The following is a 14613-nucleotide window of genomic DNA, read 5'->3' as shown; positions in this document are numbered from 1 at the left end:
AGACGCTTTACGTCTGTGGCTATTCCTTCCCGTATGAACTACGAGCAGGCACTCGAACGAGCGTACGACGTACTGCCCGACCAGCCCAGAGAGGCCGGTGAGCGGCTCTCTGTCCCCGACCCCGAGGGACAGACCGACGGTGCGTTCACACGACTGACCAACCTCGGCGCCATCGCGGACGCGCTCTCGCGGGAACCGCGCCACCTCCACCGCGCGATCCAGCGGGAGTTCGGGACCAACGGCCAGTTCGACGGCAACGAGGCCCGCTACAACGGGTCGTTCGACATCGCGGACTTCCAGGCCGCCATCGACGCCTACATCGCCGAGTACGTGACGTGTTCGGAGTGTGGCCTCCCGGACACCGTCCTCAAGACCGAGGACGGCGTCGACATGCTCCGCTGTCAGGCCTGTGGTGCCTTCCGTCCGGTCGCCAAGGGTGGCAGTTCCGCAAAACAGCACGACCGGCCGACCCTCGAAGAGGGCGAGACATACGAGGTCAAGATCACCGGCACCGGTCGCGAGGGTGACGGCGTCGCCGAGAAGGGCAAGTACACCATCTTCGTCTCGGGCGCCCGCGAGGGCCAGGTCGTCAACGCCTACATCGAGAGCATCAGCGGGACGCTGGCGTTCGGTCGCGTCCAGTAGCGCGCGGACTCGTTTTTCGGTCTGTGACAAGACACTTATCACGTGGTGCGTGAGACGAGGTATGGCACGCACAGGGAACGAACCGGGGCTCTACGTCGTCGCCGCAGTCGCCGTTGGCCTCGGCCTCCTCCAGATCGTCTCCGGTGTGGCGAGCCTGGCGTTCGTCGTCGGTGGCCTACCGCAGGTGTTACTCACGCTCGCCCAGATCGTCGCCGGTGTCCTCCTGCTCCCCGCGGGCGTCGGAATCGCACTGCCCAAAGGATGGGGTCGGGCCCTCGGGATCGCCGGCTTCGCCGGTGTCGCCCTGCTTCAGGTCACACCGCTGTTGAGCGGGGGTGGCGCCGGTGTCCCGGTCGTCGGACTGGCCGTCTCGCTGGGCTGTACGCTGTATCTCCTGTTCGCTGGCGAAGCCTTCGAGCAAAGCGACGACGAGCGCCCCCTCTCGAAAGACGAGAGCGCACACGACTTCGTTCGCTGAGTCGCGCTCAGCCCCACAGGTCCGTCGACAGGTACCGCTCGCCGGTGTCGGGCAGGACGACGACCACGCTCTCGTCGGGACTCTCCCGGGCGTAGGCCGTCGCAGCGTGCAGTGCAGCGCCGGAGGAGATACCGACCATGAGCCCCGCCTCGCGTGCCAGCCGACGGGCCGCGCCGCGGGCCTGGTCGGCGCTGGCAGTCCTGACCTCGTCTACGAGCTCCGTCCGCAGGATGTCGGGGACGAAACCGGGGCCGATCCCCTGGATGTCGTGGCTGTCGGGGTCGTCGTTCGAGAGCAACTGCGAGGCCTCGGGTTCGACGGCCACCGACGTGAGGTCGGCATCCTGTTCCTCCTCGATGTACTCCGAGATGCCGGTGATCGTGCCACCTGTGCCGACGCCGGCGACGACGGCGTCGACGTCGCCCTCCGTGTCACGCCAGATCTCCGGACCGGTCGTCTCCCGGTGAGCCCGCGGGTTCGCCTCGTTTTCGAACTGTCTGGCACGGACGGCGTCGTCGGCCTGCGCGAGTTCGTCGGCACGGTCGATGGCGCCGCTCATCCCGTCGTCGGCCGGAGTCAGCTCAAGATCGGCGCCCAGTGCAGAGAGCAATCGCCGGCGCTCCTCGCTCATCGACTCCGGCATCGTCAGCACGCAGTCGTAGCCCCGCGCGGCCGCGACCATCGCCAGGCCGATACCCGTGTTCCCGCTGGTCGCCTCGACGACGGTCCCACCCGGCGGCAACGCGCCCGATTCGGCCGCCGCCTCGATCATGTACAGCGCGATTCGGTCCTTGACAGAGTAGGGGTTTGCGGCCTCGTACTTCCCGTAGAGGTTCTCGGCGAAGGCGTCCAGGCAGACCAGCGGAGTGTCGCCGATGTGGTCGGTCACGCTCGATGCAACTGGTGTCTCCTCTCGCGACACCGCTGTGGATTGCATACGGCGCTCTTGTCCGGTCCGGCGGGTAAGCGACCACCCAGAATATGACGGGTGCCTACACCTCGACTCGCTCGACCAGTCCCGCGTTGTCGTTGGCCGGGCTGTTGACCGCTGTCGACACCGGGTAGGCCCGCATCGGCCCGTCGTAGGGGTCCAGCAGCGATGCGAGGTCGCCGTCCCCGTCGAGCCACGTCGACTCCTCCTCGGGGTCGAGGACGACGGCCATCCGGTGATGGAGGTCCGCGACGACGTCGTTGGGCTCGGTCGTGACGATGGTGAACGTCTCGACGACGTCGTCGCCGGCGTCGGCCCCCTCGCTGCCGAACTCGGCGAGGCCGGTCTGGCGCTGGGGCGGCCGCCAGCGCTCGTAGAGGCCGGCCATCGCGAACGGGTCGTCGTCGGGCAGCGCGACCCGATACGGTTGCTTGCCCCCCTCGCGGTCGACCCACTCGTAGAACCCGTCGGCGGGGACCAGACAGCGCCGTGATTCGTATGCGTCGGCGAAGGAGGCTCGCTCGGCCAGCGTCTCGGCACGGGCGTTGATGTAGCCGTGTTCGGAGCGGTCGTCGGCCCACGACGGGACGAGCCCCCACTCCATGCGCTGGATGGTCTCTGGCTCCTCGCCGGTGATCACGGGCAGTGACTGGCTCGGTGCGGCGTTGTAGCGCGGTTCGAACGCGAAATCGAACGTCGCACCGAACCGGTCTTCGAGGTCGTCAGGCGGGGTGAACAGGCTATAACGGCCACACATATCTGGGTTGACGGACCGAGGAGGCAAAAGCGCGGCCCCGAGCGAACCCAGGAAGAATATACCTGTGGCGCTCCCAGACCCAGGCGAGACAATGGTCCCTCCAACGCGACGACGCGTCCTCCAGGGAGCCGCAGGACTGGCCGCCGCCCTCACCGGGTGTAGCGGGCTGACCGGCGGTTCCGACAGTAGCACGAACACGGCCACAGCGGGCGAGCGCGGCGCCCGCAGCCCCGGTGCCGACACCGCGACCGATCCCGAGATGGTCCGCCTGCGAGTCGACAGCGAGCGGGCACCCGTCTGGCTCGCCTCCGAGGACAGCGACGAGCGCCCCAACCGCAGCGACGAACGGCTACACATCTCCTCGGAGGTCATCGACACGACCGACCGGGCCGACCGTGTCAGGGTCGCCCAGGGAGCGGGCCGCGACCGTGTCCAGTCGTTCGTCGACGCGACCGACTTCGAGACAGAGACGCTGTATCTGGAGACCAACCGCGTCGAGGAGTGTTTCGAACTGACGCTGTGTAGCATCTCCTGGCGGCCCGACGACGTCCAGACGGACTACGCACGCACCATCCGGCCGTACGACGAAGCGTGTGCGGCAGACACCCGGGTCTACGAGGCACGCCTCATCCGGATCCCCGCAGCGCTGGACAGGGACGAGGTCCACAGCTACGGCTCCTCCGTCGGATCCGGCGGCTGTGATCGCCGGCCACCCCGTCCCGAGGCCGAAAGTGGGGGTGGCGAGGGTGACCCATCCATGGACGCGACCTCCGGAAACGAGACGAGCGACGGGACGACCGCCGAGGCCGGAGGTGAGGAGTGATGCGCGAGGGTACCGCGACCCGGAGGGGCTTCCTGGCGCTGGTCGGTGCCGGGGCGCTTGCGGGCTGTTCCACGCTCGAAAGCGTCAGTTCCGACAGTGGCCCCGAGATCAGTACCTACGGATTGCCGGATATCGACACGGAGGCCGACGAGCCCCCCGAGAGTCCCGTCCCCCAGTCGCTCCCGGTCGACATCACGGCCGACCACCGCGACAGTGCCCGCGAACGGACGACGACGCTACTGTCGGCGCTGCCCACGACCCTGAGCGCAGACGAGATCCCCAACGGCCACATCCGTTCACACCTGGCGACGGCCGCCGGCGACGCACGGACGAACCTGACAGAAGCGTTGCGGGCGCCGACGGATCTGGTGTCGCTCGAGCGGCTTCGCCGAGCGCGAGAGCGGGCCCGCTACGCGGCGGCGGGTTGGGCCGTCGTCGAGGACGGAACGACCGTCGCGGAGATGCGACAGCAGCACCAGCAGGTCACCTCGGAGGCACTGTCGGCCCGGCAGAACCACTCGTATGTCGGCACCGACCCAGTTCGAGCGGTGCGGGTCCACGCGTGGTTGGAGGCAGCACTGGAGTTCGCGGCCGACGGCGGACACGTCCACTCGAACCACGGCGGAGCGCTCCTCACCGCTGCCGAGTGGGGCGAGGAGACCGAGGCCGCACGGGCACACCTCGAAAACGCCCGCCACATCGAGGCGCAGTTCACCGCGACGCTCCCCGAGGACGCCGGGACCCTCGACGAGCGGTTCCGCGACGCACGGTCGACGCTGGCGACGACACTCCGCGAGCGGGAGGACGACCTCCCACAGGAACCGACCGCCGACGAGTGGGGGCCGAGAGAGGAACTCGTCGAGGAACTCCTGTGGCGGCTCGAAGACGGGGCCGAACAGGTGCGGGAGACGGCGGGCCCTGCGAACGCTGTCGTCGCCGGTGCGGGGGCACTGACCAGGATGGACGCACTCGATCGAGTCCAGCAGCGCATCGACTCCGGCGAGCAGTTCACGGTCGAGAGTGCCGAGGACGTCACCGAGTACCGGACGACGGCCTACGACGCACTCCAGACTGCGCTGTCCCAGAGCCCGGCCTCACCGCTGGCGCGGGCTGTCCTCGCAGACGCCGCTGGCCACGTCGTCTCGGCCGACTGGGAACTCGGGCGGATGGAGGGGCGCGCCCGAGCGGCCGAGTTCGAAGATCCCATCGTCGGCTACGTCACCGCGACGGCGATGGCACGGGCGACACCCGAGGCAGTCAGTCGGACCGTCGACGTGCTCCGGTCCGGCTGAGCGGGCGCATTTTTAAACCCGGTGGCGCCCAACACTGCCACACATCCGCATGACGACCGACCCGTCGTTCGAGATTCCCGCCCGTCCCGAGCGGCGCTTTCCTCACGACAGCGGCGTCGAGTACCGCGGCGGGACCGAGTTCCGGTTGGTCCCCGACGAGGTGTACGACGACGGGTCCCTGGCCGACCTCGTGGTCGAGATCCTCTCGTCCGGGCCCTACCGCCACGGCGATTTCCACGATCTGCCGATGCCGCTGTGGCTGGTCCGCGACGAGGAGACCGCCGACGTGTTCCGGGTAGCAGTTCGGGACGGCACGGTCCGCCTGCACGTGCTGCCGACGACCGAATCGGGGGGGCTCCGGCAGTTCTACGAGCGGTTGCGAGACAGTACGGACACCGAGTGGACTGTCGAGCGACGCGTCGACGCCGCGTAGCGCGGCCGCCCATGGACGGGAGGCGGGCGTCGCGGCCCGACCACCCGAACCGACTTACTCGCGTGCCGGGTACTCCCACTATGACCGTCTCTCGCGTCGTCGAACTGGAGGGCCACATCATCGACTCCGGAACGATGCAGGCCTGTTTCGGCCTGATCATGGACCTCGGCGGGTCGTTCACCGTCGAGGAGTTCGACATCGGCCGTCGGAAGGACGAGGAATCGTACGCGCGTCTGCTCGTCGAGGCCGACGACGAGGCCGAACTCCAGACCATCGTCCACGAACTCCACCAGATCGGTGCCAATCCGGCCGACCCGAAGGATGCCAGCCTCGACCCGGCGCCTGCCGACAAAGTGGTCCCACACGGTTTCTACTCGACGACGAATCACCCGACAGACATCCGTTACGATGGTGAGTGGCTCCCCGTCGAGAACGTCGAGATGGACTGTGCCGTGGTCGTCGAGGACGCCGCGGAGAGCCCGACCGGCGAGCCACGAGCGTACACGAAGGTCCTCAACGCCGTCACGGAGGGCGACCGTATCGTCACCGGCGATACCGGCATCCGGGTCCGCCCCCCGGACCGACCGCGAGACACCAGCGGCGCGTTCGGCTTCATGAAAGGCGGCGTCTCGTCGGAGCGTCCGTCGGAGTCGACCATCCGGAAGATCGCGACCGCCATCGAGGAGACGAAGAAGGAGGGTGGGACGGTGCTGGCGGTCTGTGGTCCCGCGCTCATCCACTCCGGCGCCAGGGAGGACCTCGCTACGCTCGTCCGTGAGGGGTACATCGACATGCTCTCGGCCGGGAACGGTTTCGCCGTCCACGACATCGAGCAGGACCTCTATGGCACCTCGCTGGGGATGGATACCGAGAGCCTGGACCATCCACGCCACGGCCACAAACACCACATCTACACCATCAGCGAGGTCATCCGCGAGGGCTCCATCGAGGCGGCCGTCGAGTCCGGCACCATCGAGTCCGGCGTGATGTACGAGTGTGTCGAGAACGACCGTCCGTTCGTGCTGGCGGGGTCGATCCGCGACGACGGCCCGCTTCCGGACACCATTACCGACGCCGTCGAGGCCCAGAACGCCATCCGCGAGCAGGCTCACGAGGCCGACATGGTGCTGCTGCTCTCGACGCTGCTGCACTCGGTCGCCGTCGGCAACTGCCTGCCCTCGACGACCCGGGTCGTCTGTGTCGACATCAACCCCGCGACGGTCACTCAGTTGCTCGACCGCGGGTCCGCGCAGGCGGTGGGGATGGTCACCGACATTGGTACGTTCGTTCCGATCTTGGCCGAGCAGTTGGTAGACGGGGAGTAGGGCCGCGATCGGAGCGAGCGGTTGTTTCGTTATACGGTGAACAGGCGCAATACCACGGCGTTCGCGCCGTGGATACGCGCCGGCACTCGGGAGAGAATCCACGTTCGACAGCACTCTGAGTGTCAGAATACTGGCGTTTAACTGACAGGCCACCATAGAATGGGGGTGGGAATCGGTCGGAACAGATCGGATTCCGAACCGTCCTTCGGAGGCGGCCTGTCCGCCCGTCTAACGAGGTCGTTCGGAAATCGAAGATTTCCGTGATCACGAGAGACAAAGTCTCTCGGACGACAGTATCCGAAAGAACAGTCGGTGAACGCCACAACCTTGAAGGCTGTGCCGACGTGCCGACTGCTCAAAGCACGCGAGACGATACCCCCGACTCTGCTGACGCCTGCTGGCGTCCCCGTGGCCAAAACAACACCGGGACGCCAAACACGGTCGAGGATAGGGGTAACGGCGACTTGGCATCGCCAGCAGTCCACCAGTCCGATACTGTGGGACTACCCCTGCCCGAAAGGGCTGGTAGTCCGGTAATTGGACTGCGAACCTGAAACTCCCACCGCTCGGGATTCTTCCGCGTTTACACGGAGGAGGATGTCAATTCTCGATCACCCACACTTGCTCGGTACGCTCGTCGGTCACGGGCGAGCGGTCGAAGTCGCCGTAGACAGTCCATTCCGAGAAGCCGGCCTGGCGGACGAGCAGTTCCATCTCGCGGCGGTAGACCGCCTTCAGGTCGAAGGTGGTCTCCCACAGCAGGTCGCCGTCGCGGTACAGTTTCCGCTCAGTGCGGACGATCGGCGCGACGGGGTCGACAGTCTCGCTCTCGTCGTGCTGTCGGTACGTCTCGCCGCCGAGTTCGAACTCCCGTTCGAGGGTCGTCCCCTCGGCCATGATCTCGTGGTCGGGGAGGAACACGTTCATCGCGAAGATCCCGCCGGGCTGGAGGTGCGCCCGGACCTGCTCTAGCGCGGCGAGCTGGTCCTCGATCGTCTGGAGGTGGAGGAACGAGCGGAAGGGACACAGGATCGCGGCGTACTCGCGGGGTGCGGCGAACGAGCGCATATCGTCCTGCCAGACCGTCGGGTCGAGCCCTCGCTCGGCGGCCTTCGCTTCGAGGCGGTCGAGCATATCGCCGGAGGCATCCAGGCCGTCGGCGTCGACGCCGCTGTCGAGCAGGTCGAGGTAGATCCGCCCGGTGCCACAGGCCAGTTCGAGGACCGGACCGTCGGCGTCCCGAGCGACCTCGACGTAGAACTCGCGGTCGCCGATCTCCTGCTGGTCGTAGATCTCGTCGTAGTAGTCCGCCCACCCATCGAAGAGTGCATCATCCTCGTCCATGCGGGTGGCGTGGGTGTGGGTGATAAAGAGGATTGTCCGGCATCGTCAGTGGTTGGCACAGTCGGGAGAGACGGTAAGATGGGGAGCGGCTCTGTGGTCCCGCTAGTACCACACGACCTACTGACCGGTCCTGCCAGCGGTGAAGCGCTGGAGGTAAGCTTATGTCTCCGAGTAGAAAATTCAACAGCGTGTTCAGACGAACGTTCGTCACGGCGGCCGCGGCCACGCTGGCCGGATGCGGGCTTGCTCCCTCCGGGCCCTCCACCGAGGGGTACCCGCAGTCACCGCCAAACGCCCTGTTTTCGTTCGAATGGCGCCCCGAGGACTCCGGCTACCGAATCACCTTCGACCGCGGGAACACGCTCACGACCGAGAATACAGCAGCCCTGCGTGTCATCGCAGAGGACGACACCCGCCAGTACTGGCTCAAACAGCCCGACTACGAGTCGGACGATGGCGGCGATCCAGTCGCCGACTTCCCGCTGGAACCGGGTGCGACGATGGTCCACGAATGTAAGCGGCAGAACCGACTTCGGATCGTCTGGAGTTCGCCGGACGGTGATTCTTCCGCCGCGATAGACGAGTACTGGCACGTCCCGACGGCGACCGACGGCGGTGAGTCGGAATGAACCGGCGTGGCTACCTGGCGGCTGCGGGGACGGCCGTCGCCGGGCTGTTCGGCTATGCGGGCGTCCGCGTGGCCGACGTGCGGCCCTACGATCCGGACCTGCCCTCGGGGTCGACACCGAACGAACGGATCGTCGCCGCCGCTCGCCACCGGTACGCCGCCGACCACCGCGGACTGACGACGATCCGAGTGGCCCACGACACCGCTGGCGAGAGCGACTATCGGCTCGGTCGATTTCGGGAACACCTGGAACACTCCCGACGGAAGCGCCTGTTCGTCTACACGACCGAACGGACCCCGCCCGGACCGGCCCCGAACCCGTTCACCGGCCTTCCCGGACTGCTCCACTGGGACGGCGCTATCGACGATTCGCTCCCGACCAGTTCGATCCTCTTCCTGACCGACAGCGAGATCGTCCAGAACTGGGACGCGCCGACGCCCGAGAGCGCCACAGCGACGCCGGACCTCGGAGACGATGGGCGATACCGCCAGTTCGACGTCGAGAACTCCGGGATGTTCGGTGAACACATCCGCCCCCACGACGCCGAGTGGACCAGCGTCTCCGAGGACGGCGATGGGACCACCTACGAGATCACGGCGACCGACGACTACGCCAAGGTGGTCCCGCTTCCGAGCCGTATCACGCGACTGAGCGAGGACTGCTGGATCCGCGTGACACTCGACTCGACGGGGCGGCTCAGTCGGATCGTCGACAACCGTGTCCTGATCACCGACCCCCGGGAGATGGCCGACGAAGACGAGTGGAACAGCGACAACCAGTGGGACGGGATTCCCGAGTCACCCCGAACCATCGGTTACCGGCGAGTCAGCGAGTTCGATCGGTACGGGACCGCGACGGCCCCACGACCCACCGGGAAGGTAGAGGCCGACCCACAGATGCAACTCCGGAGTCTGTTGACCGACCTCGCGACGTACTGACCTGCTCAGACACCTTCGAGCCCGCTGCGGTACTCGTTGATCTGATCGTCGGCGTCCGAGATCGTCTCCGCGACGTCGCTCCCGTCGCCGCTCGCGATATCGTTGAGCGCCGACTGGATACGCGCGAGCCGCCCGTGGTCGGGACCGCGGTCGGCAGTCGAGAGCGTATCTAACTGGTCCGCCAGATCGGACAGTCGCTTGCTCGCAGCGTCGCTACCTGCGTCTTCTGCAGCCGATTCGAGCAGCTCACTCGCAGCTGCGAGTTCCTCACGTGTCATATTCTTCCGTTCGATTAACGCCGATAAAACGGTTGCGACGAGCGGAGATATATGTCACCACTGGCCCATGTTTCGGTATGGAGACCAAACGGTTCCTCTTCTGTTCGCTCGACGCGGCGTTGATCACGGATCTGGCCTGGCAGGTCCACCGCGAGGGCCACGACGTGAAGTACTACATCGACGCCGAGCGCGACAGGGAGATCGGCAACGGATTCGTCCCAAAGACCGACGACTGGGAGGCCGAAGTAGAGTGGGCCGACGTCATCGTCTTCGACGACATCTGGGTCGGCTCGGATATCGGCACCGGGGAACTGGCCCAGGATCTCAGAGCGGCGGGGCACGCCGTCGTCGGTGGGACACCGAACACGGACCGCCTCGAAGACGACCGTGGCTACGCGATGGACATTCTCGACGAGCACGGCGTCAACACCGTCGAGCACCACATCTTCCACGATTTCGAGGCCGGCATCCGACACGTCCAGGAGCATCCTGCCCCGTACGTCGTCAAACCGCTCGGTGAGGTCCAGAATGTCAAACGGCTGCTGTACGTCGGCAACGAGGACGACGGCAGCGACGTCGTCGAGGTTCTTCGCGCCTACGAGAAGGCGTGGGGCCACCGGATGAAGGGCTTCCAGCTCCAGCGGAAGGTCGAGGGCGTCGAGGTCGCTATCTGTGGGTTCTTCGACGGCGAGCAGTTCGTCGACGCGGTGAACTTCAACTTCGAGCACAAGAAGCTGTTTCCGGGGAACATCGGCCCCTCGACCGGCGAGATGGGGACCTCGATGTTCTGGGCGGGCCAGAACAGACTGTTTCAGGAGACGTTCGGCAAGCTCGAAGACTGGCTCGCCCAGGAGGACTATGTCGGCAGTATCGACATCAACTGCATCGTCAACGAGACCGGCATCTACCCGCTGGAGTTCACGCCCCGGTTCGGGTACCCCACGATCGCGCTCCAGGAGGAGTCGTTCGAATCCTCGACCGGGCAGTTCTTCTACGACCTCGCACACGGGAACGACCCGGAGCTCGACGTCCACAGAGGCTACCAGGTCGGTGTCCGAATCGTCCTGCCGCCGTTCCCGTTCGACGACGAGAAGACCTACGACGAGAACTCCCGGAACGCCGCTGTCGTCTTCGAGACCGACAGCCGCGAGGGGATCCACATCGAGGACGCCAAGAACGTCGACGGCCAGTGGCGCGCCGCCGGCGAGAGCGGGATGCCGCTGGTCGTCACCGGGAAAGGCGAGACGATGCAGGCCGCCCGGGAGCAGTGTTACGACCGCATCGACGACATCGTCATCCCGAACCTCTACTACCGGGACGACATCGGCGAGCGCTGGATCGACGGCGACGGCGACCGTCTGCAAGCGTGGGGATACCTGGGGCCGTAGCCGCTGGAACGGCACACCGGGTGTCCGAAAGAGTCAGACGGTATCCTGATTTATCACAACACTTAATCTATTCTATTTAATTTGTCTTTATATGGAAGAAAAGCGATTTACCCGACGCCGGTTCATCGGTGCCGGGTCGGTCGTCGCACTGGGGGGTGTCGCGGGGTGTGAGGGCGTAATCGGCGGTGTCGGCTCTGGGGACCCTAAATCGGCGAACTTCACGTTCGAGTATGCACCGGAGAAACAGCGACTGACGATAACCAACGAGGGGGGCGGCGCAGTCCCAGCTGACGCACTCTCGATCAGGTCCTCTCGCGGAAAGACGGTCAACTGGAGCGAACTCGGATCGACAACGGAGGGTGGGAAAGACGACGTCACAGCTGGCTCGGAGGCTGTGGTCGGACCGACGATCATCAACTGGGACCAACCGGTCACCAGGACGGAACTGATCCGTGTCGTGTTCACCCAGGACGACGGCTCAGTGACGACACTCGGTCGGTTCGAGTCGGAGTTGACCGCGACGGCCACTCCGACGGCGACGCCGACGCCCACCCCCGAACAGGGTGTCATCTTCAGTGACGACTTCGAGGACGGGACACTCGACGAGTACGAAGTCGTCTCGTTCCCCGGTGGTGGCCACAGAGAGACGTTCTCCATCACCTCCCAGCCGAGCAAGGGCCAGTATGCGGTCCGTCACGCAACCGAGCGGCAGTATCTCACTCCTAAGGCCGACGTGACTCTCGAACCGCCGCTGACGTTCTCGCTGGACCTGTTCATCAGCGGGATGTCGGGCCACCGGATCGCGCTCCAGTACGACAGCGAGCAGGAACTGGAGTACTACGTCAAGGTCCAGAACAACGCCAAAGGGCGGACGATCATCATCGAGAAACGGTGGAACACCTACACGCCCGCGGAACTGGAAAAGTCACAGATCTCTCGTGGGGGACAGAGCATGTTCAGCACTGGCCGGTGGGAGACACTCACCGTCGACTGGGCGACAGACGGGACGATTACGGCGACGATCCAGTCGACGGGCAAATCGACCACCTTCGTCGATACCGAACTCAGCGGGTATCCGTTCCACATCACTGGTTACAGCTACAGCGGCTGGGCCGCGTTCGACAACCTCAGGATAGAGCGACGGTGAGGCCTGGACTTCACAAGAGACTTCACCACGATAGCAGTAACAGCGTCCAATGACGACCGTCCCCGAGGAGATGCCGACGCTCCGTAGTTCGGTGCCGCCGGTCCGCGAGTGGCTCCGGACGTTCGTGATCGGCATCTGCATGGGCAGTGCCGACGCCGTCCCGGGCGTCTCCGGCGGGACCATCGCACTCATCGCCGGCATCTACGAACGGCTCATCGGTGCCATCAACGCGATTACACCGGAGCGCATCGTCCGGTTCCTCCGGGCGTTGACGCCACTCGACGGGGGAATATCGGGACGGGAGGCGCTGGCAGTCATCGAGGAGGTCGACGGCTGGTTCGTCGTGGGGCTGTGTGCCGGCATCGCCATCGCTGTGATCCTCGTCACGCGGGCGATCCATATCCTCGATCAGACGGCGCCGACGCTGCTGTTTGGCTTCTTCTTCGGGCTCATCGCCGCCTCGGCAGTGGTCCTGTTGCGCAGCCTCTCGGTCGAGACGTCGTCACAGGCCATCGCCGGGGTCACGGGCTTTCTGGCCGCGTTCCTGCTCTCCGGTGAGGTCGAGTTCCTCGAGGGCGGCGGCCTGGGACTGGTCTTCGTCGCCGGCGCTGTCGCCGTCAGCGCGATGATCCTCCCGGGCATCTCGGGCTCGCTGTTGCTCGTCATCCTGGGCCAGTACACACGGATGTCAGAGACGCTGAGCAGATTCATCGATGCACTGATCGGGCTGGTGACCGGTGGCGGTGCCGACGCCGTCGTCACGCACGGCACGGTCGTCGTCACGTTCATGCTGGGCGGACTGACCGGCCTGTTCACTATCTCGCGGGTCATCAGGCGGGCACTCGACCGGAACCGTCCGGCGACGCTCGCCTTCCTCGTCGCGCTCGTGGTGGGCGCGCTCCGGGCACCGGTCCAGGAGGTCCACGACGAGGTCGGGTTCACGACCGACGTCGCCGTGATGTTCCTCGCGGCCGGCGTCGTCGGTGCGGCACTGTTGCTCGTGCTCGACTGGTACGCCGTGGATCTCGACCTCGATACGGTCTGACGGCGTGCGCTCGGCGGCGACTCAGAACCCGATCGCCCGCCGGTACTGTGGCGGCCCCTCGGTTTCGTCGGTCGCGTCCAGCGCGTCGGCCGCGTGGAGCGTGAAGTACGGATCCCGGAGGTGTTCCCGGCCGACGATGGCCAGGTCGGCCCGTTCGTTGGCGACGATCGCTTCGGCCTGTTCGGGTGTCGTGATGCCGCCGACCGCGCCGACAGCGATGTCCGAGTCGGTCGCCGAGCGGATGCGTTCGGCGTAGCGCAACTGGTAGTTCGGGCCGGCGTACTCGGGACGCGATTTGGGGTGGATACCGCCGCCGCTGACGTCGATCAGGTCCGCGCCGGCCGCTGCCAGTCGGTCCGCTAGCTGGACGGAGTCCTCGACGGTCCAAGAGTCCCGATCAGGGAGCCAGTCGGTCGCCGAGATGCGGACGAAGACGGGCTTCTCGTCGGGCCAGACCTCGCGGACGGCCGCGGTCACCTCACGAGCGAGGCGGGTCCGGCCCTCGAAGTCGCCGCCGTAGTCGTCCTCGCGGTGGTTGGTCACGGGCGAGAGGAACTCGTGGAGGAGATAGCCGTGGGCGGCGTGGACCTCCGCGACCTCGAAACCGGCAGCCAGCGCACGCTCGGCGGCGGTACGGAACGACTCGATCACTCCCTCGATCCCCGCCTGGTCGAGTCGGTCGGTCCGTGGCGCCTCGCCGTCGTAGGGCCAGGGGTCGCCGCTCGGGCCGACGACGTCCCAGCCGCCCTCGTCGGGCGTGACGGGCTCGTGGCCCTCCCAGGGCCGACTGGTCGAGGCCTTCCGGCCGGCGTGGGCTAGCTGGATCGCCGGGATGCTCCCCTGGGCACGGACGAACTCGGTGATCGGTTCGAGGGCGGCACGGTGCTCGTCGCTCCAGATGCCGAGGTCTTCCGGGGAGATCCGGCCGCGTGGTTCGACGGCGGTCGCCTCGGTCATCACGAGTCCGGCGCCGCCGACGGCCCGCGAGCCGAGGTGGACCCGGTGCCAATCGGTCGCGAGGCCGTCCCGGTCCTCGCAAGAGTACTGACACATCGGGGAGACCATCACACGGTTCGGGATGGTAGTCTCGCGGAGTTCGAGTGGGGAAAACAGTGTGGACATCGGGAGCAGTAGGGGATCGACCATCAAAACCCCCGTGA

Annotated in this window: 16 protein-coding genes; 11 read left to right on the top strand and 5 right to left on the bottom strand. The window is 66.3% G+C overall.

Going from position 1 to position 14613, the window contains the following annotated elements; translation table 11 throughout:
• Nucleotides 1-33 precede the first annotated feature (33 nt).
• Together Hhyl2_RS02500 and Hhyl2_RS02495 are read left to right on the top strand one after the other, a co-directional pair.
• Nucleotides 34-645, top strand: a complete 612-nt coding sequence (locus tag Hhyl2_RS02500; protein ID WP_483549143.1) for a translation initiation factor IF-2 subunit beta — start codon at nt 34-36, stop codon at nt 643-645.
• A 61-nt stretch (nt 646-706) separates the two neighbouring features.
• Nucleotides 707-1123 (top strand): hypothetical protein, encoded by a 417-nt coding sequence (locus Hhyl2_RS02495; RefSeq protein ID WP_483549142.1) that lies wholly within the window; start codon nt 707-709, stop codon nt 1121-1123.
• A 7-nt stretch (nt 1124-1130) separates the two neighbouring features.
• Here Hhyl2_RS02495 and cysK read toward each other — a convergent pair whose 3' ends face one another.
• Nucleotides 1131-2060, bottom strand: coding sequence for a cysteine synthase A (gene cysK / locus Hhyl2_RS02490; protein ID WP_483549141.1), 930 nt, complete (start codon nt 2058-2060; stop codon nt 1131-1133).
• 55 nt (nt 2061-2115) lie between these two features.
• Nucleotides 2116-2811, bottom strand: a complete 696-nt coding sequence (locus Hhyl2_RS02485; RefSeq protein ID WP_483549140.1) for an SOS response-associated peptidase — start codon at nt 2809-2811, stop codon at nt 2116-2118.
• Between the two features lie 91 nt (nt 2812-2902).
• Here Hhyl2_RS02485 and Hhyl2_RS02480 point away from each other — a divergent pair, with 91 nt between their 5' ends.
• The 4 genes from Hhyl2_RS02480 (at nt 2903) to Hhyl2_RS02465 (ending at nt 6684) form a co-directional block, all read left to right on the top strand.
• Complete coding sequence (locus Hhyl2_RS02480; protein ID WP_483549139.1) at nt 2903-3634, top strand: hypothetical protein; 732 nt, start codon at nt 2903-2905, stop codon at nt 3632-3634.
• Complete coding sequence (locus Hhyl2_RS02475; RefSeq protein ID WP_483549138.1) at nt 3634-4926, top strand: YgdI/YgdR family lipoprotein; 1293 nt, start codon at nt 3634-3636, stop codon at nt 4924-4926. Before Hhyl2_RS02480 ends, Hhyl2_RS02475 begins: the two co-directional genes overlap by 1 nt.
• 49 nt (nt 4927-4975) lie before the next feature.
• Nucleotides 4976-5359 carry a hypothetical protein gene (locus Hhyl2_RS02470; RefSeq protein ID WP_483549137.1) on the top strand — a complete coding sequence of 128 codons (384 nt, stop codon included), beginning with the start codon at nt 4976-4978 and terminating at the stop codon, nt 5357-5359.
• 80 nt (nt 5360-5439) lie between these two features.
• Complete coding sequence (locus Hhyl2_RS02465; RefSeq protein ID WP_483549136.1) at nt 5440-6684, top strand: ornithine cyclodeaminase, nickel-pincer nucleotide-dependent; 1245 nt, start codon at nt 5440-5442, stop codon at nt 6682-6684.
• 600 nt (nt 6685-7284) lie between these two features.
• On the opposite strand, the gene Hhyl2_RS02460 is transcribed toward Hhyl2_RS02465, so the two are convergent.
• On the bottom strand, nt 7285-8028 hold the full coding sequence (locus Hhyl2_RS02460; protein ID WP_483549135.1) for a class I SAM-dependent DNA methyltransferase: 744 nt from the start codon (nt 8026-8028) through the stop codon (nt 7285-7287).
• A gap of 188 nt (nt 8029-8216) precedes the next feature.
• Here Hhyl2_RS02460 and Hhyl2_RS02455 point away from each other — a divergent pair, with 188 nt between their 5' ends.
• Together Hhyl2_RS02455 and Hhyl2_RS02450 are read left to right on the top strand one after the other, a co-directional pair.
• Entirely contained in the window at nt 8217-8657 is a 441-nt protein-coding gene (locus Hhyl2_RS02455) for a hypothetical protein (protein ID WP_483549134.1), read from the top strand.
• Nucleotides 8654-9595, top strand: a complete 942-nt coding sequence (locus Hhyl2_RS02450) for a hypothetical protein (RefSeq protein ID WP_483549133.1) — start codon at nt 8654-8656, stop codon at nt 9593-9595. The genes Hhyl2_RS02455 and Hhyl2_RS02450 overlap by 4 nt, the downstream gene beginning before the upstream one ends.
• Before the next feature lie 5 nt (nt 9596-9600).
• Here Hhyl2_RS02450 and Hhyl2_RS02445 read toward each other — a convergent pair whose 3' ends face one another.
• The gene (locus Hhyl2_RS02445) at nt 9601-9873 is read right to left on the bottom strand and encodes a DUF7553 family protein (protein ID WP_483549132.1); all 273 of its coding nucleotides are present in this window, start codon (nt 9871-9873) and stop codon (nt 9601-9603) included.
• Between the two features lie 77 nt (nt 9874-9950).
• Between Hhyl2_RS02445 and Hhyl2_RS02440 the strand changes: the two genes are divergently transcribed.
• The 3 genes from Hhyl2_RS02440 to Hhyl2_RS02430 all read left to right on the top strand — a co-directional run bounded on the left by Hhyl2_RS02440 (nt 9951) and on the right by Hhyl2_RS02430 (nt 13453).
• On the top strand, nt 9951-11261 hold the full coding sequence (locus tag Hhyl2_RS02440; RefSeq protein ID WP_483549131.1) for a phosphoribosylamine--glycine ligase: 1311 nt from the start codon (nt 9951-9953) through the stop codon (nt 11259-11261).
• A 91-nt stretch (nt 11262-11352) separates the two neighbouring features.
• Nucleotides 11353-12408, top strand: coding sequence for a hypothetical protein (locus Hhyl2_RS02435; RefSeq protein ID WP_483549130.1), 1056 nt, complete (start codon nt 11353-11355; stop codon nt 12406-12408).
• A 49-nt stretch (nt 12409-12457) separates the two neighbouring features.
• The gene (locus tag Hhyl2_RS02430) at nt 12458-13453 is read left to right on the top strand and encodes a DUF368 domain-containing protein (RefSeq protein ID WP_483549129.1); all 996 of its coding nucleotides are present in this window, start codon (nt 12458-12460) and stop codon (nt 13451-13453) included.
• Nucleotides 13454-13474: 21 nt separating this feature from the next.
• Here Hhyl2_RS02430 and Hhyl2_RS02425 read toward each other — a convergent pair whose 3' ends face one another.
• Nucleotides 13475-14575, bottom strand: a complete 1101-nt coding sequence (locus tag Hhyl2_RS02425; protein WP_483549128.1) for an NADH:flavin oxidoreductase/NADH oxidase — start codon at nt 14573-14575, stop codon at nt 13475-13477.
• Between the last annotated feature and the right edge of the window lie 38 nt (nt 14576-14613).

Source organism: Haloarcula sp. H-hyl2, assembly GCF_056934385.1.
Note: the sequence above shows the minus strand (reverse complement) of the source record. Positions and strands in the feature narration are given on the sequence as shown.

Excerpts from the sequence above, each read along its gene's own strand:
- Hhyl2_RS02435 (WP_483549130.1), top strand. The coding sequence starts at position 11,353 with ATGGAAGAAAAGCGATTTACCCGACGCCGGTTCATCGGTGCCGGGTCG.
- Hhyl2_RS02475 (WP_483549138.1), top strand. The coding sequence starts at position 3,634 with ATGCGCGAGGGTACCGCGACCCGGAGGGGCTTCCTGGCGCTGGTCGGT.
- Hhyl2_RS02465 (WP_483549136.1), top strand. The coding sequence starts at position 5,440 with ATGACCGTCTCTCGCGTCGTCGAACTGGAGGGCCACATCATCGACTCC.
- Hhyl2_RS02460 (WP_483549135.1), bottom strand. The coding sequence starts at position 8,028 with ATGGACGAGGATGATGCACTCTTCGATGGGTGGGCGGACTACTACGAC.
- Hhyl2_RS02430 (WP_483549129.1), top strand. The coding sequence starts at position 12,458 with ATGACGACCGTCCCCGAGGAGATGCCGACGCTCCGTAGTTCGGTGCCG.
- cysK (WP_483549141.1), bottom strand. The coding sequence starts at position 2,060 with ATGCAATCCACAGCGGTGTCGCGAGAGGAGACACCAGTTGCATCGAGC.
- Hhyl2_RS02445 (WP_483549132.1), bottom strand. The coding sequence starts at position 9,873 with ATGACACGTGAGGAACTCGCAGCTGCGAGTGAGCTGCTCGAATCGGCT.
- Hhyl2_RS02500 (WP_483549143.1), top strand. The coding sequence starts at position 34 with ATGAACTACGAGCAGGCACTCGAACGAGCGTACGACGTACTGCCCGAC.
- Hhyl2_RS02425 (WP_483549128.1), bottom strand. The coding sequence starts at position 14,575 with ATGTCCACACTGTTTTCCCCACTCGAACTCCGCGAGACTACCATCCCG.
- Hhyl2_RS02495 (WP_483549142.1), top strand. The coding sequence starts at position 707 with ATGGCACGCACAGGGAACGAACCGGGGCTCTACGTCGTCGCCGCAGTC.
- Hhyl2_RS02440 (WP_483549131.1), top strand. The coding sequence starts at position 9,951 with ATGGAGACCAAACGGTTCCTCTTCTGTTCGCTCGACGCGGCGTTGATC.
- Hhyl2_RS02450 (WP_483549133.1), top strand. The coding sequence starts at position 8,654 with ATGAACCGGCGTGGCTACCTGGCGGCTGCGGGGACGGCCGTCGCCGGG.
- Hhyl2_RS02480 (WP_483549139.1), top strand. The coding sequence starts at position 2,903 with ATGGTCCCTCCAACGCGACGACGCGTCCTCCAGGGAGCCGCAGGACTG.
- Hhyl2_RS02485 (WP_483549140.1), bottom strand. The coding sequence starts at position 2,811 with ATGTGTGGCCGTTATAGCCTGTTCACCCCGCCTGACGACCTCGAAGAC.
- Hhyl2_RS02470 (WP_483549137.1), top strand. The coding sequence starts at position 4,976 with ATGACGACCGACCCGTCGTTCGAGATTCCCGCCCGTCCCGAGCGGCGC.